Source organism: Pseudoalteromonas sp. SR43-2 (genome assembly GCF_014163885.1).
Lineage (GTDB): Bacteria > Pseudomonadota > Gammaproteobacteria > Enterobacterales > Alteromonadaceae > Pseudoalteromonas > Pseudoalteromonas distincta.
Genome location: NZ_JACJED010000012.1, coordinates 79,993 through 104,558, shown reverse-complemented (window position 1 = coordinate 104,558; position 24,566 = coordinate 79,993). Strand labels below are relative to the sequence as shown.

At 39.8% G+C, this 24,566-nt stretch carries 17 protein-coding genes; 4 read left to right on the top strand and 13 right to left on the bottom strand.

Features of this window, described 5'->3' with window-relative positions:
• Positions 1-102: 102 nt before the first annotated feature.
• The 11 genes from H5120_RS11815 to H5120_RS11765 all read right to left on the bottom strand — a co-directional run bounded on the left by H5120_RS11815 (position 103) and on the right by H5120_RS11765 (position 15,806).
• Positions 103-1,992, bottom strand: a complete 1,890-nt coding sequence (locus H5120_RS11815) for a monovalent cation:proton antiporter-2 (CPA2) family protein (RefSeq protein WP_182674522.1) — start codon at positions 1,990-1,992, stop codon at positions 103-105.
• 162 nt (positions 1,993-2,154) lie between these two features.
• On the bottom strand, positions 2,155-4,551 hold the full coding sequence (locus H5120_RS11810) for a PKD domain-containing protein (protein WP_182674520.1): 2,397 nt from the start codon (positions 4,549-4,551) through the stop codon (positions 2,155-2,157).
• A 222-nt stretch (positions 4,552-4,773) separates the two neighbouring features.
• Complete coding sequence (locus tag H5120_RS11805) at positions 4,774-5,667, bottom strand: hypothetical protein (RefSeq protein ID WP_182674518.1); 894 nt, start codon at positions 5,665-5,667, stop codon at positions 4,774-4,776.
• Positions 5,668-5,870: 203 nt separating this feature from the next.
• The gene (locus H5120_RS11800; RefSeq protein WP_182672113.1) at positions 5,871-7,874 is read right to left on the bottom strand and encodes a methyl-accepting chemotaxis protein; all 2,004 of its coding nucleotides are present in this window, start codon (positions 7,872-7,874) and stop codon (positions 5,871-5,873) included.
• A gap of 282 nt (positions 7,875-8,156) precedes the next feature.
• On the bottom strand, positions 8,157-10,685 hold the full coding sequence (locus tag H5120_RS11795) for a TonB-dependent receptor (RefSeq protein ID WP_220487077.1): 2,529 nt from the start codon (positions 10,683-10,685) through the stop codon (positions 8,157-8,159).
• A 544-nt stretch (positions 10,686-11,229) separates the two neighbouring features.
• A complete protein-coding gene (locus tag H5120_RS11790; protein ID WP_002960196.1) occupies positions 11,230-12,075 on the bottom strand; it encodes a DUF4198 domain-containing protein in 846 nt (281 codons plus the stop codon).
• A 34-nt stretch (positions 12,076-12,109) separates the two neighbouring features.
• Positions 12,110-12,619 (bottom strand): DUF2271 domain-containing protein, encoded by a 510-nt coding sequence (locus H5120_RS11785; RefSeq protein ID WP_182674516.1) that lies wholly within the window; start codon positions 12,617-12,619, stop codon positions 12,110-12,112.
• A complete protein-coding gene (locus H5120_RS11780; protein ID WP_182674515.1) occupies positions 12,619-13,251 on the bottom strand; it encodes a PepSY-associated TM helix domain-containing protein in 633 nt (210 codons plus the stop codon). Before H5120_RS11780 ends, H5120_RS11785 begins: the two co-directional genes overlap by 1 nt.
• Before the next feature lie 124 nt (positions 13,252-13,375).
• Positions 13,376-13,771, bottom strand: a complete 396-nt coding sequence (locus H5120_RS11775; protein WP_024596096.1) for a YbaN family protein — start codon at positions 13,769-13,771, stop codon at positions 13,376-13,378.
• Positions 13,772-13,900: 129 nt separating this feature from the next.
• Complete coding sequence (locus H5120_RS11770) at positions 13,901-15,223, bottom strand: hypothetical protein (protein WP_002960190.1); 1,323 nt, start codon at positions 15,221-15,223, stop codon at positions 13,901-13,903.
• A 100-nt stretch (positions 15,224-15,323) separates the two neighbouring features.
• Complete coding sequence (locus H5120_RS11765; protein ID WP_002960189.1) at positions 15,324-15,806, bottom strand: MarR family winged helix-turn-helix transcriptional regulator; 483 nt, start codon at positions 15,804-15,806, stop codon at positions 15,324-15,326.
• A 427-nt stretch (positions 15,807-16,233) separates the two neighbouring features.
• On the opposite strand from H5120_RS11765, the gene H5120_RS11760 reads away from it, so the two are divergent.
• The 4 genes from H5120_RS11760 to H5120_RS11745 all read left to right on the top strand — a co-directional run bounded on the left by H5120_RS11760 (position 16,234) and on the right by H5120_RS11745 (position 22,131).
• Positions 16,234-17,082, top strand: coding sequence for a D-hexose-6-phosphate mutarotase (locus H5120_RS11760; RefSeq protein WP_182674513.1), 849 nt, complete (start codon positions 16,234-16,236; stop codon positions 17,080-17,082).
• Positions 17,083-17,118: 36 nt separating this feature from the next.
• Positions 17,119-17,652 carry a PH domain-containing protein gene (locus H5120_RS11755; protein WP_182197757.1) on the top strand — a complete coding sequence of 178 codons (534 nt, stop codon included), beginning with the start codon at positions 17,119-17,121 and terminating at the stop codon, positions 17,650-17,652.
• Positions 17,645-19,192 (top strand): PH domain-containing protein, encoded by a 1,548-nt coding sequence (locus tag H5120_RS11750; RefSeq protein WP_182674511.1) that lies wholly within the window; start codon positions 17,645-17,647, stop codon positions 19,190-19,192. The genes H5120_RS11755 and H5120_RS11750 overlap by 8 nt, the downstream gene beginning before the upstream one ends.
• Before the next feature lie 122 nt (positions 19,193-19,314).
• Positions 19,315-22,131, top strand: a complete 2,817-nt coding sequence (locus H5120_RS11745) for a hypothetical protein (RefSeq protein ID WP_182674509.1) — start codon at positions 19,315-19,317, stop codon at positions 22,129-22,131.
• A 16-nt stretch (positions 22,132-22,147) separates the two neighbouring features.
• On the opposite strand, the gene H5120_RS11740 is transcribed toward H5120_RS11745, so the two are convergent.
• Positions 22,148-23,308 carry a lipopolysaccharide assembly protein LapB gene (locus tag H5120_RS11740; protein ID WP_182674507.1) on the bottom strand — a complete coding sequence of 387 codons (1,161 nt, stop codon included), beginning with the start codon at positions 23,306-23,308 and terminating at the stop codon, positions 22,148-22,150.
• Between the two features lie 49 nt (positions 23,309-23,357).
• On the bottom strand, positions 23,358-24,491 hold the full coding sequence (locus tag H5120_RS11735; RefSeq protein ID WP_182674505.1) for a PepSY domain-containing protein: 1,134 nt from the start codon (positions 24,489-24,491) through the stop codon (positions 23,358-23,360).
• Positions 24,492-24,566 lie beyond the last annotated feature (75 nt).

Here is a 24,566-nt window from a genome sequence, read left to right as displayed (position 1 = left end):
TAAACTAAAAAAGTTGGTTATGAACCTATATTGCTTGCTTTAACCAACTGCTTTTAATCTTATTGAGATACTATTTACTTCCAACAGCTCAACCGCTTGACACTACTCCAAATGAGGATCATCAGGCTTTTTAGGTTTACTCGCTACTTCTGTTAAGCCGTCTTCGCAATCGCCGCTGTCGCAGGTATTTAAATCGCTTTTTGCTTGTTTATCTTGTTGCAGCACTTGTTTTAAATCTTCCATGCGTTGGCGCACTGCTACGCCGTAGCTGGCGTCGTCTCCCCATAATGCAGCAAGTTGCAGTACTGCAGCGCGGTCGTGGTCTCTAAATAGCTTACCAGCACGTTCTGCATCTTGCTTAGTGTTACCTAGTAACTCGAGTGCTTCTACAGCAAGGTTAATAGCTGAGTCGACGGTTTCGCGGTTAAACGCATCTACTTTTAAATTAAGTAACTGATACGCATGGCGGCGGTCGATTGCGCGAGCAACTATTTTAAGTTGCGGGTAGTTTTTATGCGCGAGCTTAATTATCTCAATGGTTTTATCGGGGTTATCAATTGCAATTACTAGCATTTGCGCAGTGTGCGCGCCTGCGGCTTCAAGGAGTTCTTGGCGTGCGGCATCGCCATAAAATACGGTGTTACCAAAACGGCGTAGTAATTCTATTTGGCTAGGGCTGTGATCAAGTACGGTAATTTCGTAGCCTTGCGCGTGCAGTAAACGCCCCATAATTTGGCCAAAACGTCCGTAGCCCGCAATAATTACGTGTTTAGCGGTGCTAATTTGCTCTGGCTTATCAAACTCAGGCAGAGCACTGCTGCTGCGTTTTTGTATTTGCTCATAAACCATAAGTAATAACGGCGCTATTAGCATTGATACCGCCACAACTAAGGTAACAAGGCTGGTTTGCTCGGGCGTTAAAATACTTAAGGTAGTGGTTACGCTTAACAGTACAAAGGCAAATTCACCCCCTTGGGCAAGCGCTAAGGCAAATAATAATTGCTGTTTGCTGTTAATTTTAAAGGTAACGGCAAGGGCAAATAAAATGCAGGCTTTAACTACAATAAGTAAAACCACTAAGGCAATAACAGTACTAAACTCGTTGAATAGCAGTTCAAAGTTAATTGATGCGCCAACCGTTATAAAAAACAATCCTAACAGTAAGCCTTTAAAGGGCTCTATATCGGCTTCTAATTCGTGTCTAAATTCACTCTCGGCAAGTACAACGCCTGCTAAAAAAGTCCCCAGCGCAGGCGATAAACCAATACTTTGCATAACCAGTGCAATAGCGACTACTAAAAAGAGTGCAAAAATAGTAAATATTTCACGCATGTGCGTTTGGGCAATGTATCTAAATAACGGCGCCGATACATATTTACCGCCGGCAATAATAGCGGCAATAACCGCAACCGAAACACATACTTGTTGCCATACCGGCCAGCTTGCAATAATCGAATCGCTGATTTCTTTTGTGCTAGTTTGCGGGGCAAATGCAAGCAGTGGCAATAGGGCTAAAATAGGAATAATTGCGATGTCTTGAAACAGCAATACCGAAAATGCGTTTTGTCCGGCTTCTTGTTTTAGCCAGCCTTTTTCTTCAAGGCTTTGCAACACAATAGCAGTAGAGGAGAGCGCGAGCATTAAACCAATGGCGAGTGCGGTTTGCCAATGCATGGCAAAAAACCAATAACAAAATGCAAATATTGCCGCTGCTGTTAACACAACTTGCAAGCCGCCAAGCCCTAAAATAGAGTGGCGTAATGTCCATAAACGCGAAGGTTGTAGTTCAAGACCAACTAAAAACAGCATCATTACTACGCCAAATTCAGCGAAGTGCATTACATCGGTTTGATCGCCCACAACACCCAGCGCATAAGGGCCAATGAGTATTCCGGCAATTAAATAACCTAATACTGAGCCAAGTCCGACTCGTTTTGCAATAGGGACAGCTACTATGGCTGCTGCTAAGTAAATTAAAGCAATTTCTAACACGCGTTTATCCTAATAACATCAAGGCTTTTAGAATGGCTTAGCTGCTTATAAAATACAATGGATTATATGGCTCAAAGTTGCTTATTTATCAGTAGTTATAACACTAATGGTTATAACTACTGGGCTAAAAATAGCACTTTATGTTGAAGGGCTTGTTGGAGACTAAATATTACAAATACTTATAATTGCTGAGCTTGGTTGGCCTGAATCAGAATGGTAAATAGTAATGTTTGAGCTGATTGTATTTTCAACGCTTGTTTCAATTACTGTTACTTCAAATTCGGCTGATGCAGGTAGGTCGATATCCAATTCGCTATCGAGGTAGGTACTTCCGCTTTTTTGCAAAGTAAGTGGTTTTGTTTGATCAAAGCTAAATTGAAAGCTATCTGACGCTAAAAGTGTATCTACCATGTTAAAACGTAAATTAACGGTGTCGGGGCCTGAAAACTCAGCACACACAAATACCGAAACCTCAACAGCCTGTAAAACGGGCATGCTATTTTGGCCTATATCCACAGTAAAATTGCTTTGCGTAATAGCTACAGAGTTGTATTCCCCAGCTGCAAGCCTTTGATCTGCTGTTGTTATCGTTATTTTTTCACCTTGCGCTAAATTAACCTCTTCATCAAAAAAGCCATTTGTGTTGGTGCTGTATTGCTGTCCATTAATTGTTAGCTGTGCATTGCTTATAGCCGCTTTTTGCACATTAGTGAGTTGCCCTTTAATACGACCGGTAAGTTGTACAGAGTTAGTTACTGTAATTGAAAATTGCACACTTTTTGAAAATCCATCAGCATCAGTTGCGACAACGGTTAGTGTGTAACTACCTGTCATATCTGCGATAAATTCGGTAATACTTTGGTTTGTATTGCTTAAACCGGTGCTCGAGCCTGAAGGGGCTGATAGCGTCCAAGCGTAATCGAGAGTGGTTCCCTCTGGGTCGTAACTTTGGCTTACATCAAATTTAACCGTATTGCCCACTACATCGTAGCGTGATTGCTCCCCCGTGAAGCTAATTACTGGCAGTGCATTTTGTATTACATCAATTGTTAGGGTTTTTGTGTCAGAGAACTGCACGCCATCGTTAGTGCGTAACGAAATAACAACTTGCCCCTCTACTGATGCGCTAAACGTTGGTTTTGATATTGTATTACTGCTAAGCGTTGCTTGGCCTTGCGACGAAATGATTTCCCATTGGTAACTTAGTGGCTGGCCTTCTGGATCGTAACTAGTTGAGGCATCAAGTAAAACTTGTTCATCAACCGTTATAGAGGTTTCATAAGTTACTAAAGTAATAGGCTTTTTATTACTACTGGCATGCAGTGCTGAGGTTGCTTGGTTTGAACTTAATTGCCCATCAGACACTGTAAGCGCTACAACGTAGTCGCCTTCTTTATCGGCAATAATAGAGGGCGTTGCTGATGTGCTGTTAGTGAGCTGTGATGCGCTATTTACAGGCTTAGCTTGTAACTGCCAGTTATAACTCAGCGTATCTCCGTCGGGGTCGCTGCATTGTTGGCACTGCAAAGTGGTTGATTCGTTTAACGTAATATCACGTTCGGATTCAAGTGTTGCAACTGGGGCTTTATTACTTGTGGTAACAGTTAAAGTAACTGATGCGGTATCGCTTTTGTTTTGTTGGTCGGTAACAGTGAGTGAAAGCGCGTAATCTCCAGCTGTTGACGCTGAAAATCCAGCGGTATGATTTTGCATGTTTGAAAGAGCTGGCGTGCTGCCCTGGGGTTTTGATGTAATTGCCCAAGCATAACTAAGTGTATCGTTTTTATCGGGATCAGTACTTTGGTTTCCGTAAAGTGTAACAACTTCATTTGGAGCAATTGTTTGATTTTCTACGTTTATAACCGCTTGTGGTGATGAGTTAGAATTAAGCGATTCACTCTTTATGAGTACGACAGTGCTTGCTGTATCGCCTTGTGAATCAGTAACGGTAAGCTCAACTTTAAATTCGCCTATTTCGTCGGCAACAAACTGGCTTTTTACTTGAGTCGCATTTTCAAGCGTTGCATTACTTGCTACGGGCTTGGTAATAAATTGCCATTTGTATTGATTAATGGCGCCGCTGGTTGTGCTACTTTGCGCGCCATTTAAAAGCACAACATCCCCTTGCTTAACGGTTTGTGTGCTACCTGCGTTAGCAATTAGTTGGGTATTTGCAGTAACGGTGAGTTGTTTTTGTGCAGGTGTGCTTGAAAGCTTGCCGTCACTCACGGTTAATACTAATTGGTACTCTTGTGCTTCAGATACTGAAAACTCAACGGTACTTTCATTATTAACCGTAATCGGTATTTCTACTTGTTCGTTTTTGCTGACTAATTGCCATTGATAGGTGAGTGCATCGCCATCGGGGTCGCTACTTTGTGCTGCGCTAAACACGAGGGTGGTATTTACTTTAAACTCCGATTGCTCGGTGGTAATAACCGCAATAGGCTTTGTATTAGTGCTGAGCGGTTTAGTTACTGTTTTGGAGTCTGAACCTCCAGAGCCACATGCAACAAGCGTGAATAGAGTCGTGATTAGAATTAAGAGTTTCCATTTCATAGTATTAATATCCTTTTAATAAAGTCGAATACTAATATGTACCTAAATTAGCTATAAAGCAAAAAAAATAAATCAAATAAGTAAATTTTCATTATTTTAGGAAATAGTTAATGTGAAACTGTGCTGCTTTTAAATAATTTATACTTTGAGGGGAGTGCTTTATGCCCAGATTGATAGGGCATAAAGTATATTAAATGACAGTTAAATAACGCTTAAATAAAGTTAGTCTGCTACTTTTACTGAACCGCTAATATTATCGATACTTACATCGCCCGAGCCCGACTCAGTAATAGTCAGCCCCTTTGCATGATTAACGCGAATATCACCCGAACCGTCTTCAATTGTTACGCTTGAACCAATATGCTCAATGACTATGTCGCCAGAGTTATCATCAACATTAACAGCACCGCTTATATGGCTTATCACTAAATCACCCGATCCATCTTCAACGTTTAGCGAACCACTTATGTTGCTCACGTGCATTTCGCCAGAACCATCGTCAATAGTTGCATTGCCGCTTACGTTGTTTATATGAATACTGCCAGAGCCATCGGTTAATTCTAAATTACCTGCGATGTTTTCAAAGTTTACTTCACCTGATCCATCGTCAACAGTTAGGTTTTTAGCACCGCTTATCGTTAAATCTCCTGAGCCGTCTTTTACATCAATATTGCTTTGCATAGCACTTATTAAAATGTCGCCAGAGCCATCATCAATATCTAAATTTAGATTACTTGGCACAGTAACCACTAAATTAATACTTGGAGATTGGCCACTGTAAAAGCTAATACCATTACGACTTTTATTTTGGGCAACAAGCTTTGCCTGTTTACCGTCTTGATCGAGCGTTAGCTCGTATTCGTCTTCAATGTCGGCTGTGTAAATAGTGGCATCAACACTGATGCTGGTGGCTGTTTTTGAGCCTTTTATTTCAAGGCTACCTGCGCCGCTTAACACATTTAAGTATTCTAAATTATTACTTGGCAGTGATAGCTGTTGAGTTTGCTTTACTGAGGCAACGCTTGGCGATATATGAAATACACAGCCACTTAATAATAAAATGCCGCCAATAAGTGAAAGTGGTTTTGCAATACTTAATTGTGTTGATGAGCTCATGTTTAGTCCTTTGGTATTTATTGTTTGTATTTATATAAACAATATAGAGCAAAAATGAGGCCGAAATGTAAGTTATTGTTTTATATAGGGTGGTGTTTTTTTATGAAAGTTGAAATACTAATAAGTGGTTAAAATAACTAACTATTAATAAAAAAGGATGCGCGATGCATCCTTTGTTTAATTTAGAAACTTTAACTGTGGTATTAATGTGCTCTGAAGTAGCTTATTTGTTGCTTAATTTTTTCAGCTAATGTCATTAGTTCACTTGCCGAATTTACAGTACTTTGCGTGCGAGACTCACCCTCTTTAGCGAGTTGGCTTATAGAGTGTAGGTTTTGAGTGATTTCTGCTGCAACGGTGCTTTGTTGATCTGTTGCCTCAGCTATATTATTTGATGAGCGAGTTAGATCACCAATACTTTGAGTGATTAAGTTAAGTTGCTCTCCTGTTTTTTCGCCCTCTTCAGCTGATTTAATACCCAACTGACGGCTTTGTTCCATTTGTTTAGTTGCGGCGGTAACTTGTATTTGTAGCTGTTCAATTGTTTGGCTAATTTCTAAAATTGATTTTTGAGTGCGCTGCGCTAATGTTCTAACTTCATCGGCTACAACTGCAAACCCTCTACCTTGTTCGCCAGCTCTTGCCGCTTCTATTGCTGCATTAAGTGCTAGTAAGTTTGTTTGCTCAGCAATCCCATTAATTACTTCGGTTACTTTACTTATTTCGTTACTCGCGGTGTTTACTTTTTCTACAGAGTTATGGCTATCATTTAACTGTTGGCTTAGTTGCATTAAATCATTAACAACTTGGGTTAATTGTGTTCGACCTAATTGAGCTTCTGCATCAACTTGTTGGGTTCGTTGAGCGCCTTCATTTGCGTTATTGGCTACATCTTTAATGGATACTGACATTTCTTCGATGGCGGTGGCTATTAGATCTGTTTGCCCCATCATTGCATGTGCTTCTTTGCCGTTAGTGAGTGCAATTTTTTTGGAGATGCCCGCTTGCTTTTCCAGCTCAACTACAGAGTTTTGTAAGGCGAGTATTAGTTTTTTGAGTTCAACCGACATGCTGCTTACACTCGCGGTAATTTGGTCTATTTCATTTTCACTATTTGTGTTGGTATTTAAAAAATGTTGTGACAAATCACCTTTACCTAATGCATCAACGCTACGTGTTAACTGTCTTAATGGTTTAAGTGTTTTTACTAGCACCCAAAAAAGTAAAATTGAGATAGCAAGGATCCCCCCAACAGACGTTATGCTGTTAACTACCATTAGTTTTATGCTTTCTTCAGTGAGTTCGCTTTCTTTTACACGACCAAGTAAGGTCCAATCCCACCCAGGTACCGTTTTACTGTAAGCAAACATCGGGGTGTTATTTTCACTATTGTATTTTAATGACAGACCTTTTTTAATTGCCTCTAGATTAAGCCCATCAAGTGCTTTGGAGTTCACTTTTGAGTCAACTGCGGCCTCTTTACCCGCTATAACTACATCATTTGTATTTCTGAAAACAAATAAGTTACCGCTTTCTTCAATTACTATTTTATTAACAGACTCTCTCAGCGATGCCAGTGCATCGTTTATATTAAAGCCTATGTATAAAATACCAATTACTTGGTTTTGTTTATTTTTAATTGGTTGGTAAACAGTCATATACTCGTTGCCGAATAATTTAGCGTAACCTTCATAGCTTTGACCGTTCATAAGAGGCTGATAGCCTGGGTGTTTTTTTCCTAGATATGTGCCAATAGCCCGTTGCCCATCACTCTTTTTTAAAGAGGTAGTAATGCGAAAAAAATCATCCCCATCTCGCATAAATACCGTGGCGTTACCTCCGGTTAATTTAGCGTAATTTTCAACAATATCGATATTGTTATTAACCTGTTCACCATCATGTAAAAGAATAGGAACCATAGTATCTACGACCATTACTTTTTGATCGCTTTTTTTAAATTCACCAGGGTACATACCTTTAAATACGGTCGCATTGCGTTTTGCTATTGCAAGTAGGCTGTCGTATTGGAGTTCTAAAAGATCTGAAATAGCGGTTATTTCAGACTTAATCGCAGTTTCACTTTTTTCAGAAAGTGTATTAGCCGAGATTAAATAGGTAGATAGTCCCACTAAACTAAAAATACATAACGTTAAAGTGAATGCTAGGGCACCAATTTGTTTTGATATTGACCAGTTTTTATAGCTCATACTTCACTCCAAAGAAAGACGGTATTTATGCGTACTTAGTTTAATTATAGGCGTTTTAAGTTGTTTTTTGATGACTTACTAGCAACTAACTTAACCTAATAATCAATTTATCATATAAAAAAAATTTAATAATAATAAAAAGTTAGCAATTTATGTTGAAGGTGTTATTGCTGAATTTATTTGATTATAGCTAGGATGGTTATTTTTATTACTATTTTTTAAATATAAAAAATCCGATATGGCATGCCATATCGGATTTTAATTTAACTCATTAAATTTAAATTAAAAGCTGTAAGTAATATTACCGTATAGGAAACGTCCGTCTAATCCGTAAGGTGCATACGGTGTGTACGGGAATATTTGGCCAAAGTCAGAGTAACCAATGTTATCCACGGTGGCTTGTGGGTACTGATCGAATAAGTTGTTTGCACCAACGGCAAATTTCCAATATTCGTCTGGACGGTATGCCACTTCTAGGTCGGTGATCCATTTAGGGTCTAGGTATTCATCGCGATCGGCTGTAGTTGATATATCAGCGACTTCACCATAACGTGTGGCACGAAGCGTTGTTTGCCATTCGTTAAAGTTCCACACTGCTGATAGGTTCCATTTGCTATCTGGCGTGCCTTCTTCAAAGCGACCTACTTCACGACGTGCAAACACTACGTAGTCGTCACCTAGTGAGTTAAGCTGTGCTGGGTTGTCGTTTACGTGTGTTACTTCGGTATCGTTAAAGTTAGCAGCTACGTTTAAACGTAAATCACCTAAGTTGTCTAAATCTAGGTTATAAGTGGCTACTATATCTACACCTTGCGTGCGCGAGTCGATAGCGTTGGTAAAGTAACGTACGCTTTCGGTGTTTAGCTCACCGGCATTTTGTAGTATTTCTACTACGGCATCGCCCTCTAGGTTTTCAGACAATACAATACGGTCATCAATATCAATACGGTATGCATCAACGGTTAAGCTAAAGCTCCCTTGAGTGTAAATAAAGCCAGCTGTAACGTTTACTGACTCTTCAGCATCTAATGGCTGGGCACCTAGCGCTTGCGCTGCTGCAGAATCAGTAGGGAATAAACCAACTTCAAATGGTTGGTTGTTCTCAAGTACGGTTGATATTTGGCGGTACGAGCTTTGCGCTAAAGATGGCGCACGGAAACCTGTGCTAATTGCACCGCGCAGTGATAGGTTTTCAGTAATGCTGTAACGCGAAGCAAGCTTAGAAGTAAATGTATCACCAAAGTCGCTGTAATCTTCATAACGACCCGCTAAAACGACGTTCCATTTTTCTGTTAAGTAGGTATCAAACTCAACAAATAAAGCGATGTTATGACGGCTTTCGTCAGTCGCACTTTCTGGTCCAAAACCAGCAAGTACTTGCGCGCCACCGGCTGCAATTGGGTTACCGTCGCTATCAAGTGCGGTGATGTAAGACGCTTCTTCGCCTTCTTCTATTTTGTAGCTTTCGTGGCGGTATTCAGTACCTACGGTAAAAAATACGTCATCAGGTAAGCCTAAATCGAGTGTGGTATTGGCCGTTGCGTTTACTAAAAACTGATCGTAAACCAATGCACCGTTGTCAAATTCGGTTGGGCTGTCGGCACCTAGTGATGTGTTAATACTATTTACAACACCGAAACCAAAGTCGTTGCGGCCGTAGTTGGTACTTACATCCCATGTCCAGTCGTTAGTTTCGCCTTGTAAGCCCAGTGCAAATGAGTAGTCTTGTACGTCAGTTTCAATTTGCGGCAAAAAGCCATCTGGGTACACTTCTAAAACGTTACGGCTGTCTTTTGCTCGGCGGTAAAAACCACCTGAATTACCTTCACGCTTTGAGTAGCTACCAAATGAATAAAGGTTTAAGCCGTTATTTAAATCGTAACCCATGTTGTAAAACAACGCGTAATCTTCAAGGTCGGCTTTACCAAAACGGTGGTTGTAACGATCGATAGTAAATTCGCGTGGGTCTAGGGTGCCATCATCAAGACGGCTGTATTGTTCGCGTGGGTCAAAGCCTGAGCGTTGCGTTGAGTCGTTATCGCGGTATTCAATTGATACGTTTACAAAGCCATTATCAGATAACGCAAAACCAGAGTTTGCACTAACAGTGCGTGTTGCACCGTCGTTTACTTCTCTGTCGCCACCGGTATTAAACGCTAAGTCGCCGTTTGCGTCTGCATAGGTGCTTTCTAGCTGAGATACACCAGCCATTTGAGTATCGTATTTACCGTACGTTACGCTAACGCTGCCGCCTTCTGAGGCATCTTTAAGTACAATGTTAATTACCCCAGCAATTGCATCAGAACCGTACTGTGCGGCTGCGCCATCACGTAGTACTTCAACACGTTTAATTGCAGAGGTTGGGATCATGTTCAAATCAACAGCGGTAGAGCCTCGGCCAACAACACCCGCTAAGTTTAATAGCGCACCGGCATGGCGGCGCTTACCGTTTATAAGTACTAATGTGTGATCGGGTGCTAATCCACGTAAAACAGCTGGTTTTGCATGGTCAGTACCATCACCCATAGTGGCACTTGGGTAGTTAAAGCTAGGTACTTGGTTTGCTAGTATTTGGCTTATTTCTAGCTGACCCGTACTTTGCATATCACCGCTGGTAATAATATCTACAGGTACTGAGCTTTCGGCAATACTGCGTAAGCTTCTGCGAGTACCTGTTACTGAAATCACTTCAATGCTTTTTTCGGCTTGAACATCTTGTTCTGCAGCAAATACAGAAGAATAGGGTGCACTAAGTGCAGAAGAAACGGCCAGGCTAAGTGCTACTTTTTTGGCTGATAATGGCTTTAACATGATGTTGATTCCCTTGAGGGCTGCTGACTATTGATTTTAAAAAGGAGCGCATCATATAGAAGCGACTACCCTAGTGCAAAGATAAAAACTATCTAAGATATTCTAAGTTGTTAACAAGTAAGTTGGGGCGTGTTGCCTTGGTGATTGAATTTGCAGCAGTATGTTTGGCTTTTAGGCAAGGCAGAGCCTATGTAGTGTGGTTACTCCCCATAAATAGGCGATAACGCAGCATAAATGCCAAACATGCGCTGCCCTTTGGGTTCTTTCTAGGAACGATTAACTCTTTGTTGCTCAGTTTTTACTTAGCCCACTAGGTTACAAACCTCGCGCCGCGATTAAATCGCTCCTAGATTGAACAAATTTCAATCCACAAAGGCCAACACGCCCCAGTGTTTACACGCGATATAGGCGTTTGGATCGTTGTAGTTGCAATCTTGTGTCGAATGGTTGCGAATTCAAGGGGGTTTTAGATAAAAGTTAGTAAGAGGTAAAAAGGCCAAGCAAATGCTTGGCCTTTCAATTTTTTTAAATTTAGTAATTTAAATTATTCAGGGGCAACTTCAAGCGTTGTAAATAATGCATAACGTCCTGCATCTACGCCTTCTTCATTTACGGTAACCTTGTTAGAGGTTTCGATTAGGTATAGGCCTGGCTCTTTCCACGTAATTGTAAACATACCGTCTTTATCGGTCGTTACTTTTACTTCGCCACGCTCGTTACGGTAGCGTGTGTCGCCTTTTAAAATACTTACTTCAACGCCTTCACCAGCAGATTTACCATCTTGTAGTAACTGAAAACGTGCTTGTTCACCTACAAATAAATCGTTTGGATGCGTTGGACCGCTAAGCTCTAAGCCTAAACCTAGCTGTGCAGGTTTTGAGGTGCCATTTCGGCTTACAAATGTATCTACTGTTGAAACAACCTTCGTTGTTGTTACATCTTTTGCATTGCTAGGTAACTCGGCTTCTGTTTTTTTACCAAATACGCGCTTGCGCTTACCTTCTTCGTTTTTATAGAAGGTCATGTACATTGGCTTTTGGGTCATTGCAATATGGTAAGTGCCTTGCTCTGTTAAGCTTACTGCAGCTGAGCTTTTACGCTTTAAGTAATAAGCACGAATGGTGTCGCTTACTGGCTCACCATTAGGCGCAAGTGCCATTAATAATGTGTCGTCGTACTCGGCGCCTTTTTCTTTAGGTTTAAAGGCTTTGTCTGGTGCAAACATTTCGTTAGAGATACTAGCGTCAATCATTACGTAATGCGCTTTATCGCCTGATAAAGATGTATGCGAAGGTAGTAACCAACGTCCGTGTGCACTTGCTGAAGTTGACACTAAAGCAGATAAGCTCAATGCGCCGATTAATGCCGTTTTTAATAAATTAATTTTCATTGTATTTCCTTAAATTCAAATGATTAAGTAGCAGCTACTTAGTGCTTACAGTGACGAAGCTTTTAGAAAACTCGTTTTTACCATCAATTGTTAGTTTGCCTGATTTAGTTAAATCGAGCTCAACGCGGGTGTAGTCTCTGCCGCCTTCTTCGCGTACAACTTCAATATTTAGTAAGTATTTACCTGGTTTTACTGGGTTACCGTCTAAATCATTACCTTGCCAATTTATGGTGTAAGTACCTGCGCGTTTTGTTGCGCCGCTAATGCCGTCAAAGTTGGCATCGCTTTTACCGGCTTTACGCCACCATTGGCGTAAGTCTTTAAACCATTCTGCTTTTTGCACCCACAGTGCAAGCGTTGTAACGTGTTTGCGCTCTGGTGTTTCAAGCCAAACTGCAACGTATGGGCGGTGATACGGTTGTACTTCTAAGTCAGGAAGCGTTAATTCAACCTCTAGCTGTGGTGTTTTTGCATGCGCCATTGTTTGAAAAAACGCAGCTACGAGCAGTAATGCGGCGCTTATAAATAATTTAAATTTAACCATTAAGACACTCCTTTTATTTGTGGAACCCAACATAAATAAATAACCAGTGGAGTTGCCACTCCTAGTGCGGTTATCCATATTCCTGCTAAGCGTTTTTTTCTATTTTGAAACAAAATAATCATGCCGGTGATGGCAAATAAAATCATTAGCACGGCAGATATATCAATTACCCAACTCCATACTTCACCGCTGTGGCGGCCTTTATGTAAGTCGCCAATAAGGCTTAAAAAGCCACCTGTTTGGTAATCAAGATTTAGCTCGCCAGTTGTAAAATCAAGCTCTGCGTAGGCAAACCCAGCAGGCAGTGGGTAGTCGAGCATGACAAGCGCGTCTTCTTTTTCCCACTCAATGCTTTTTACTTTTGTAAGTGCATATTGCTCGGCTAGGTAAGCTTCTATTTCAGGGTAAAGCGTTGGCAGCGTATTTAGCTGCTCATTCGCTTTGGTAACTAGCTCTGCTGGAATTACCGCCGTTACTTGGCCATTATTTTTATCGTTTTTAAGCCAATCAATATGGTTGAGCACAATGCCGCTAACGCAAAATAAGATAAGCAAAAAAAACAAAGCTGTAGAAATATAAATATGTAGAGCACGGCTTGTGCTATACAAAGCCCGCTTGTTAATAAACGACATAAAAACAGTAAATAAATTAAATTTACAACATGATAATGATTTGCATTAGCTATTACAAATTTACTTACTTATCTTTACATAAAAACTTTAAAACAAAGGCGGTAAGTAGGTAAAAAATGAATATTTAACGCTTAGGAGGGCTGGAAGGTCTTAAAATAAGGTAAATCATTACCAATACTTCTATTACTGCAACGAGATAAATAACCCAAATAGGGGCGGCTGAATACAGTAAAAATGTAAATCCAATTAACATGCCAATGGCGGCGTAGCATTTGGCTTTTACAGGCACTACTTTATGGGCTTGCCATTGCTGCAAAGTTACACCGTAACGAGGGTGGTTTAACAGCCATTGTTCAAGCGCGGGTGATGAGCGAGTAAAGCAGGTGAGCGCTAAAATAAAAAATATAGTGGTAGGCATGACCGGCAGCACAATGCCAATAATACCCAAGGCTACAAGTATTAAGCCAAGTGCCTTAAACCATAAGTTTTTATAACAAATAAACACTGCTTTTATATTCACTTAGGCTCTTTTTAGTAATGGCTGATACTTTCGATTGTAGGCCAAATAGTTATAAAATCGAAGTGTAAAAACATAAAAAAGGGCAAACTAAGTTTGCCCTTTTAAATTTATAAAATAGGTTTTACTTATCTAGAAGTAGTAACCTACGTTGATGTTAAAGCGACGCTCTGTATCGCCATCACCAATAATTGTTCCGCCAATAAATGGCTGGTTACGTGCTTGAATAAAGTCAAAGTACGTAAATAACGGGCCTGCTGATACGCTCATACCTGTTACGTTCATCCATGTATCTGCACTGTCGTCAGATTTGTCATAAATGATGCCGTAATCGTTGTAAAACTGTACGCCTGTTATAGGGCCTAAATCAACCGATAGGTCGTAAGCTACGTTAAAGTTAGTCATAGTAGCTTCGCTTGATACGGTATCGTAGTAGTCAAACGCACCTACAACAAAGCGGTTGCTGTTGTCGTCTAGGTCGTAGTCGTACTCACCGTGCTGAAATTGAATATTCCAGTTATTTATTTGGCTGTTTACGTGGAACGCCCATGCGCCGTAGTTACCTGCACGGTCGTTACCATCATGTAAGCCACCGCTTAATAGTGATACACCCACATCGGTTTTAGCGTTTTCGCCATGCTCAATTTGGTACACTGTACGAGCTGCAAATGTGTTGTATTCACCAAGGCGAGAGCCAGGTGCATCGTATGTGCCTTCGGTTGTTGCACGGCTACCAACTATATCAAAAGAGTAACGCTCGTTAACTTCAGAGCTGCCATCAACGCCGCCTACTTCATCATTTTTGAAAAAGCCTAGGTCTAGTTTCCAGTTATCTTTTAGTTTACGGTTTACTGTTACACCCAAGTCAAAGTCGTCTTCTAGGCCAACATAGTAGTTAGTGCTAAAAAAGTAGCTGTGTGAGTTGTATGGGCCATTACCAAAAGGGACAGGTGCAATACCAGCTTGTGCTTCCCAGCCATCAGTAAATTCGTAACCTAAGTATGCATACTTAACAATGGTCATGTAATCGTAAAAGCGAAAATCACCATTAACAGAAATATCGTTTATTTCGCCAGATAAGTTAATGCGAAATACTTCAAAGTCTAAGTCGCCGCTACGATCTTGAGTGTCTTCATCGTATGAATTAGTGCTGTAATTAAAACGCACTGCACCACCAATTTTAACGCCTTCGTCTTTTTTCTCAGATTCAGCGGCAGCAACAACAACTTCTTTGTTATCAGCTTTTTTACTAATTTTTGCAACTTCTTGCTTGTGTTGCTCATTAATTTTTTGCTGTTTTGTTTTTTCATCAGCTAACTTATTTTCAAGCAGTTGCATTTGTTGCTTTAACTGCTTAAGTTGGCTTTGTAACGTGTCTAGATCATCAGACGCATAAGAAGTACTTGTAACACCACCTAGAACTAGTGCTAGTGTTAATTTTGAGAGTTTAGTCATAATTGCCGCTCAGATTTTGATTAAAAAATAAAAAATTCAAGACGTAAAAAAACGCCTTACGTTTAGGGTAAGTACAAAAACTATGTATTTTTTTTATTATTTATTCTTTAGGAGCTTGAGTAAGCGCACCAACTTCTAGAAGGGGCGATGCATCTAATTTATCTGCATCCATCATTGCGGCTACACGCTGCATTGATGAGAGTAAAAGGCTCTGTTCCCATTCAGCAAGTGCAGAAAACTTTTCAATAAAGTGTTCTTGCAATGGCTGAGGTGCTTTATCAAGTAACTCTTTTCCTTTATCGGTGAGGTATAAGCTCACTCTGCGTTTATCCATTTGACTGCGTACGCGTGTTACTAAGTTTCTGCTTTCTATTCTGTCGAGAATATTGGTGACCGTTGCTGGGCTTAAATTTACATTTTGAGCAATACGGCTCGCCGTTATTCCATCGGTTTTTTGCACTTCTTGCATTATAAGCAATTGTGGGCCAGTTAAACCCGAAGTTTTATTTAGCTGCTTAGAATGTAAGTCAATCGCGCGGATAACTTTACGTAAAGAAACCAATAACTCGTCATATTTTTGCATTTGCTTATCTCGTCGATGGGGCGGTAGTTTGCCGTAATCGCGAAATGTTACACATCAAATAAATTGAATTCAAATAATATATTGTACTTTAGCCCGCTTTTATTGGTTTTTAATAGTTAGAGCAGTAACTAATGTAAAATTATATTGTTTAAATATTGGTAAATTTTCTTAGCACCTTGTGTGCATTAAGTTGCGCACAGTACGTATGTTGTGAATAATTGGCAAGTCTTATTGTATAGACTTTAGTATTATTCATTTACAGCTGTTAGTACAAAGTAATTGTTTGTGAGTTTACTGTATATGTATTAATCGGCAATGAACAAATTCAGCAATCAATATTTAATATCAATAGCGTATACTTTAAGCATGCATTATTGTTTAGATGTAAACATTAAAAATCTTTAGTATCAGTATTATAGGGGAAGGTATGAAATTATCGCCATCAGTTAGCATTGAGCAAAGCGAATCCGGACTTGAGTTTATTAAAGTAGCTAGTGAAAAGTGCGACGCAAAAATATTTTTGCAAGGTGGGCAAATTACCGAGTTTATCCCTAAAAATAACAAGCCACTTATTTGGGTTTCACAAGAGGAAACCTATCAAGAAGGGGCGAGTATTCGAGGTGGTATTCCTATTTGTTGGCCGTGGTTTGGTACACACGCTAATGATGGGTGGCCTGCCCACGGTTTTGCGCGCACAAGCGTATGGCAAGCCGATGAAGTACACGAATCTGATGAGCAAATTACAGTTAGTTTAAAGCTCCCCATGAAACTTGTTAATACAACGTATTGGCCGCATCAGTGTGCATTAAAAGTTGAGTTTATATTAAGCGATAAATTACAGGTTCGCTTAACGACCACTAACTTAGGAAGTGTGCCATTTAGCTTTACTCAAGCACTGCATACCTATTTTCCAACCTCAGATATTACAAATACCCATGTTGATGGTTTGCAAGGCGCGCAATATATTGAGTTTAGTGAAGGGCCATTTGTACAAAATGATGTTGTAAGCTTTAATCGCGAAACCGACATGGTTTATACACAAGCAAGTACAATGCAAACCATTAATACGCCAGAGGGTGTTATTAATGTGAGCCGCGAAAACTCAAGTTCGTGTGTACTGTGGAACCCGTGGATAGAAAAATCAAAACGCTTATCTAACTTTGCTGACGATGAATATAAAACAATGCTCTGCCTAGAGGCCGCTAATGTACTGACAGATAAAGTAACGCTTGAGCCAAAACAAAGCCACACCTTAATAACCACCATTAGTTGGTAAGCTAGTCATAATTAAAAGCAGAAATAGGGACAAATAGTGTTTAACAATCAACAAATAATGGATTTACCAAAGCATAGTGATATTAGCTTTAAGCCATTGGCTGATAAAGCCTTATTACATACACAACTTAGCTCGCTTCTGTTTTATGTACCGCTAATTGGAGCGCTTATTGCTGTTTGTTATTTTAATGAAGCCTTTGCTAATAACGCACAAACATATTTACTAATTGGCATGCCAATTTTGGTGGCCGTATCTATGGCGTACAACATGATAAGTGTGAGGTTGCGAGGTTTTGCAGTGCGAGATCATGACATTGCTTTTAAAAAAGGCGTTATTTGGCAACAAGTGACGGTATTACCTTTAGCGCGTGTACAGCATATGGAAATACACCAAGGGCCAATAGAGCGAAAACTTAGCCTTGCAAGCATTAAATTATTTAGCGCTGGCGGTGTAAGTGCCGATTTACAAATTAGCGGGCTAACCCATGATGATTGTAAAAATATGCGCCAATTTGTACAAAACTACCGCCAAGACGACGCAACTACTCAGGCAGCTTTAGTCGATGAATAATACAACTATCGAAGATAAAGCCAGCCCTATTTACTGGCAGAAAGTATCGCCCTGGGCACTTTTATACTTTGTTGTGCACTTTAGTGTGCGCTTTGTAAAAGATGGCCTTTTAAACTTACTGCCCATGCTTGTCGTGTTTGTTACTCAAGTAGAAAATAAGTTGTTTTGGGCGCAGGTTGCAGGCGGTATTGCACTAATTTTGCTACTTGTTTACTCATTTTTATATTATTTAAATTTTAAGTTTAGTATTAGTAGCGACAACGAAATATTGCTTAACAAAGGTGTATTTAAAAAAGAGCGACTTACGCTTAAATTTGGCCGCGTGCAAAACGTTAATATTGCCGAGCCGTTTTATTTTACCCCCGTAAACTTAGTTAATTGTATTTTTGATGCCGCAGGCAGTGTGTCGCAAGAAGTTGTTTTACCTGGTGTCACTAAAGATTATGCACAGCAAATGCGTAAACAAATATTTGATTTTAAAGCGCAGCAACAGCAAGAAGTACCAAATACTGAACAAAGCGAAACAGACACTATCGAAAACAGCCTAAGCATTAGCAATAAAGAAATAGCCAAATTTGGTTTGATGTCGAATATGGCCATTTTTGCAATGGCTGCTTTGGCCCCTTTTATAAACCTAATTGTTGATTTTTTAGAGAAGCAAATTATTGCGAAAGTAGAAGGCTTTTATCAACAAGAGCTTGGTATGCTGGCAAGTGCTGCTACCTTTGCGATGATCACCTTAATTGTTTTGCTAGTTTTGGTGGCTGTAATGCTATCGGTGACTATGTCGCTTATTCGCTTTTATAACTTTGAGCTTTATTTTAAAGGTCAAAAGTTTAAACGTATTGCTGGCTTGTTAGAGCGTCATCAGCTTTCAATGAGCATGGACAAGGTGCAATCTATTGTTATTAAACAAAACCTAATGGGGCGATTACTAAAGCGATTTACCGTTGAGTGTTTACAAGCAAGTAGCGGCGGAATAGCAGCCGGTGTGGCGGCTAAAAAAAATAAACAAACGTTAGTACTACCTGTATTAAATAGCGAACAAGTTGATAGTGTATGCCAATGGATTTACCCGTGGTTTAATAGTAAAAAACTCGCTTTTAAGCGCGCAGAGCGAGCGCTTTTGTATAAAAATTTAGGCTTTTATTCACTGTTACCCAGTGTATTAGTGTTTGGCTTTTGTTTTATTGCTGATATTAATACTCTGATAAGCCTTGGTGTTTTGGTGGTGTTTTCTGGCTTGGTGACTTTGTCGTATCAGCGTTATGGTTATTACATGCATGAGGATAATGGCCGATTTTACATGGTTGTACGCAAAGGTATGATTGGCGTTCATTACCGTGTTTTTGAGCTTTATAAAGCGCAAAGTGCGCGCAGTATAAGTACGTACCTAATGAGAAAGTCAGGCTTAAAAAGCCTGTATATACAACTTGCTTCAGGCTTTGTATTTATGCCCTACATAAAGCAGCAAGATGCTGACTTTATTATTGATTTTACAATCAAACAGATTGAGTCAGATACTCGCAGCTGGATGTAAATTACCCTAATAAAACGTGTGTAAATACCCATTTTCACATGTTTTATTACACTTTCTTACTGCCCATGAAAGATACTTAATAATACCCTAGATGGTATTAAGAAATTCTTTTAGGGACGCTCATGAAAAAAACACTTATCGCATCAGCTTTATTACTAGCAGCACCGAGCTTTGCAGCCGATTGGCAAACTATTCATACCGAACATTTCAACATTCACTACAGTGTTGAGCATGCTGATTTTGCTAAATCAACTGCAGCAGAGCTTGAAATAGTACGCACCAAAGTGCTTGAGCAGCAAAACCGAGCACTTGATAAAACAGTTGATGTAGTGGTGTTTGATCCCCTAAATGCGGCAAATGGCTTTGCGCTACCTACCTCAAATAATCCTGTAATGGCGCTTTTTACAACCCCACCACAATCCGACACCGTTATATCAAACAGCGCTGGCTGGCAGCAGTTACTTGTACTGCATGAATATATTCACTTAGTACACTTAGCACAGCCTACACGCAATGACTGGCAGCAAAAAGTACGTGGCATATGGGATTTATACGACTTAACTTACAGTGATACACCGCGCTGGGTAGCCGAAGGTTATGCCACATTGATTGAGTCTAAAATGACGGGTCGTGGGCGTTTATTTGATAACTACTCAGAGTCAATACTGCGAGAATTTGCTCAGCAAGGTGCTTTGCCAACCTATGGGCAATTAAATGGCGAGCAGGGCTTTATGGGCGGCTCAATGGCATATTTAATGGGTAGTCGCTTTTTAAATTGGTTAGAGGAAAACTATTCAGAGCAAACACTCGATAGTGTTTGGACGCGAATGCAAGGCGTAAAAACGCGTGATTTTGATGAGGCATTTAGCGGTGTGTTTGGGCAAAGTTCAGCCAAGCTATATCGCCGATTTATAGCTGAATATACCTATAAAGCAATGCAAATAGAGCAAGGGGAGGTGTTACTTAATAGTGAACTTTGGCTTGAGCTTAACTTATATGCAAGTAACCCAGCACTTTCAAAAGATGGTAGTAAGATTGCGATTGTTGAGCGAGATAAAGAGAGTAATACCAAGCTTGTAATTTATAGCACGGACGACAACATAAAGGCGCAAGAGGAGTTTACTAAAGCGCAAAAAGAGCTACTCAAAAACGATGCACAGGACATCCCCGATACAGCGCCAAGTGTGTTTAAGCGCGAACAAAAACAAGTGCTTAATCAAATTAATCGAGCCGGTATCGCAAACCCGCAATGGGTAAATAACACAACGTTGTATTTTAATGCGTACAGCAATGAAGAGTCGGGTATTTATAACAAAGTGTCTGACATATTTAGCTATAACACTGACACTGGAAATATTACACAGCTTACCGAACTTGCTGGTATACGACGATTTAGCGTAACCAGTAACGGTGAAACCTTGTATGGCGAGCAAATAAGAGATGGCTACTCTGAATTAGTAAAGGTTGATCTCAATACTCAAACCATCACTCCATTATTTACAAAAAGCCTTGAGACAACTTACGATTACCCAATACTCAGTCCTGATGAAACTAAATTAGCTTATTTATCAACGTCATTAAATGAAAACTGGCAGTTGTATATACAAGGTGTAAGCGGCGAACAACAGCAACTAGTACCTATGCCAAACGGGTATCAATATTTAAGCCAGCCGAGCTTTAGTTTTAATGGCGAGTCACTTTACTTTGTTGCAGGCTTAAATAGCGCTACTGATATTTATAACTACAACATAGAGAGTAAAACACTTACCAAGTTAACTCAGGGGCAGGAAGCAGTTGCCCACCCGATTGAAATGGCCGATGGCTCGTTACTCTATTTTTCGATAACCGCAGATGGGCCAAATGTAAAAACATTGCCAAAAGCTATAAACAGCACTGTAGTTACTGAATTTTCGGCTAATAAAAAAGCACCGCTGCTCATTGTAAACGAACATACGCTTCCAAAAGCTAAAGTATATACGCACCAAACAACGCAGCAAACAAATTACAACGTGCTCGACCAGCACGCTACTTTTGCACTAGGGACGCAGTATTATTCGGCTTCTACCAGTTTGTTAGATTTAAGTATTAAAAGTAGCGATTTATTAAAACAGCTCGACTTGCAAGCAGGATATAGCACTGATTTACACGATGGAGCACTGCACGGTGGTTATGTGCAGGCAAAATATAATGCGCTTGATGTAAAACTGAAACTTGCACTGTTTGACTATAATTTGAATACATCGCGGCAGTATCAACAAAGCCTAAATGCAGATATGGATGCCCGTGGTGGTTTTGCTGCAATAAGTTACCCTGTTAAATTTGGGCAGCTAAGTTTAACGCCAGAGTTTGCCTACAATTACACTGATTATAAACAAAGCCATAAAAATTGGACGCGTTTAGGCGTTGCCCAAAATTGGCAATATGATCGTCAAGACTTTGTAATAGGCCAAAGCCTTTATGCGAGTTGGTACGATGGCAGCACCAAAAGTAATAATTGGCAAGGTTACGATTTAGCCGCCAAAATTTTTGGTAAAGCGTTTGGTATTCCTCTTTATGCAAACTTTGATCAAAAGCAACGTGATGACAGCAGCCTTGCATTAGGTGGCTTTAGCTCAAATCTTATTAATCAGCAGCAAAATAGTGAATATGTACTTTCATCTGAGCTGCCTTTTTATAGCGCAGCTGCAAAGCGCTATCAAGGTTATGGTGGTGGGTTTAGCTTAAAAGAAGGTATGCCGTGGCTTTATTATAAGCAACATCAACTCGACGACACCGTATACGCACAAAGCTACGGCTTAAAGTACCAAGGTGACTTTAGTTTTGGAATGGGGCCTGCTGGTGTAAACGATTTAACGTTTAATATGGGACTGTCGCGAGTAGAAGGCGACAGTTTTGAAGATGAAATGCGAGCGTGGCTGAGCTTTTATTATTCGCTATAAATATCAATTGACTAAGTTACTTATCCATCTGCAAGGATAGTAACTTAGCTTGATATACATCGATTTTTTGGTTATCACGTTCTAGTTCGATAGCTTTCTCAAGTAAGGTTTGTGTTTGTTTAATATTACCTTGTTGATAGCGAACTTTTGCGAGTTCCAAGTATAACTCAGCAATGTAAGGCGCTTTAGTAATAGCTTGCTCAAGGTGTGCTTTAGCCTGATGAGCGTGGCCAGCTTGTAAGTCGTTTTTAGCGATTACTAGTAATTCGTATGGGTCTTTTTCTTTATTAACTAATTGTGAAGTGAGCTCTTTAACCAGCTCTTTGTCGCCTAATTTTTTAGCTAAAAGCTGATAGTTTCTGATTAAATTAATGCTTATTTCATTATTACTAAGTGCTGTTTGATAGATGTTTTTAGCGCTTTGTAAATCACCAGCCCGACGATGCAAAATGCCCGCTATATTAAATAATTCAGGATCATTGGGAGTGTATTTGTTTGCTTGTAGAATAAGTGAGTAAGCAATATCCAGCTGTTTGTCTGCTAGCGCTGTTGCAGCTAAATTACTGTAAAACTTAGAAACTAAATCGTTATAATCTGCACTGCTTGAATAAAAGCTGCGACGGGTAGGAAAGTAGTCGATTAAGGTGCCCGCTCTGAAAAATTCAACAATATTATCATCCTTTTTATCTACTTTTGGGGCGTATACTCTTGTTCTAAAGTGGCTTGCTACATAAACAACATTATTTTCTTTTGCGTATACAGGCTGACTTGTTACTTCTTGAAAGCTCGTTTCTAATCCGAGAGCTTGTGCATAGCTTTGTGTTAAAACAGCTAAGCTAATGCAGTTGCCTTGCGAAAGTTTTAAGGCTTGGGCTGAAGTAAGTGTATCGCCGTGGTATTTAAAGTTAGCTAAGTTGCTTTCGAGGTAGTTGTAAATAATGCGGTCATGACGGATTTCAGACTGTTTTTGTTTTTCGGCATAGGCTAAAAATTTTTCTTTTTCAGCATTTGGCAGCTCGAAAATACTGTACTCAGAAGGAGTGTCGAGTTTATTAAACAAAGAATGGTTTAATAGTTGTTCAAGCTCTATTTGTTGTTCTACTTGGTGAACCTTGGTTGTGTTACATCCAACTAAATATAAAAAAGTAATACAGACTGCTATTTTATAAAACATCATAAACCCACTCCATTGTTAAATTTTACATTACAATGTGGTGGGTTTTTAATCAAGCACTTGCTGTACTGCGTTTACTTGAGCGATTTTTTTGTGATTGTTTTTTACGTTTACGGCGGGTAAACCACAAGTAAAAACCAGTACCTGCTAGCCACACTGGGCTCAAACCAATTACGCACCACAGTATTTTACTTATTAGCCCTGCAAAGTAGCCAAAATGAAGTTTTCTAAAGCTATCAATTACTTGCCAGCCAACGCCAACTTCGCGAATATCCCAGTTAGTTAAATGTTCGCCTGTTTGCTTATCGTAGCTAACCGTATTGGCATATTCGCTCGCAAGTGGGTTATTTGTATCGACTTCGCCGAATAAGGTGATATTTTCGTCAGGCTCGAGTGGCATAACTAAAAACGTACCATTAAAAGTGGGTATTTGCTTTTTACTGTCATCAAGTATGTGTTGAAACGAAATATCGCTACTGTGCAAGTTTTTGGTTAGTACGAAGTGCTCTTCCTCAGCGTGTTCAATAACTTCGTGATACCACACCGCCCAGTTAAAGTAGCCACCTGTAATAGCTAAAATAATAATGATGGGCGACCCTATCACCCCCGTCATCTTATGAATGTCGCTAAGTACAATTTGCAGTGTTGCACGCCAGCGCACACTAAATAGGCGCTGCCAAAATTTACGATAAATAATAAGTCCTGTAATACCTAATACCAATAAAAACAGAGCAAAAAAGAAGCCTAGTACTGTGCCTGTTTGCCCTGGCAGGTTTTTAAAGTCGTTAAGTAAAAAGGTGTAATGCAGTTCTAAAAACCAATCAGTAAAATAATGGCTGGTACCAACAGGCTCTGACAAAATGTCACCCGTATACTGGTTTAAATGAAACTTATACCATTGCTCTGTCCCGCGTTTAACTAAGTAAACCCGATCAGCAGTATCATCGTTAAATATTTCCCAACTACCTACTACATACTCAGGGTAAGCAAGCTCTGTTTTTGCGATTAATTTGTCGATTGGCATGCGCTCTGGCAGTGCTTTTATAACATAGTGACTGCTTGGCATAAGTAAGCCATCTATTTCACTTTTAAAAACTAATACGCTCCCTGTAATACTAATAACAATCAAGGGAATGAGAGCTATAAGAGCGATCCAACTGTGAATTTTAAAAAGAGTTTTTCTCATAGATAGTTTTATATATTGCAGTTAATGACTTGCGCATGATAACAACTATCATTTTCATTTGATAGCTTGTGAGTA

Coding starts and splice junctions, on each gene's coding strand:
- H5120_RS11790 (WP_002960196.1), bottom strand. CDS start 12,075: ATGAAAATTAATTTATTAAAAACGGCATTAATCGGCGCATTGAGCTTA.
- H5120_RS11785 (WP_182674516.1), bottom strand. CDS start 12,619: ATGGTTAAATTTAAATTATTTATAAGCGCCGCATTACTGCTCGTAGCT.
- H5120_RS11740 (WP_182674507.1), bottom strand. CDS start 23,308: ATGATGTTTTATAAAATAGCAGTCTGTATTACTTTTTTATATTTAGTT.
- H5120_RS11795 (WP_220487077.1), bottom strand. CDS start 10,685: ATGTTAAAGCCATTATCAGCCAAAAAAGTAGCACTTAGCCTGGCCGTT.
- H5120_RS11810 (WP_182674520.1), bottom strand. CDS start 4,551: ATGAAATGGAAACTCTTAATTCTAATCACGACTCTATTCACGCTTGTT.
- H5120_RS11735 (WP_182674505.1), bottom strand. CDS start 24,491: ATGAGAAAAACTCTTTTTAAAATTCACAGTTGGATCGCTCTTATAGCT.
- H5120_RS11750 (WP_182674511.1), top strand. CDS start 17,645: ATGAATAATACAACTATCGAAGATAAAGCCAGCCCTATTTACTGGCAG.
- H5120_RS11760 (WP_182674513.1), top strand. CDS start 16,234: ATGAAATTATCGCCATCAGTTAGCATTGAGCAAAGCGAATCCGGACTT.
- H5120_RS11805 (WP_182674518.1), bottom strand. CDS start 5,667: ATGAGCTCATCAACACAATTAAGTATTGCAAAACCACTTTCACTTATT.
- H5120_RS11800 (WP_182672113.1), bottom strand. CDS start 7,874: ATGAGCTATAAAAACTGGTCAATATCAAAACAAATTGGTGCCCTAGCA.
- H5120_RS11745 (WP_182674509.1), top strand. CDS start 19,315: ATGAAAAAAACACTTATCGCATCAGCTTTATTACTAGCAGCACCGAGC.
- H5120_RS11780 (WP_182674515.1), bottom strand. CDS start 13,251: ATGTCGTTTATTAACAAGCGGGCTTTGTATAGCACAAGCCGTGCTCTA.
- H5120_RS11770 (WP_002960190.1), bottom strand. CDS start 15,223: ATGACTAAACTCTCAAAATTAACACTAGCACTAGTTCTAGGTGGTGTT.
- H5120_RS11765 (WP_002960189.1), bottom strand. CDS start 15,806: ATGCAAAAATATGACGAGTTATTGGTTTCTTTACGTAAAGTTATCCGC.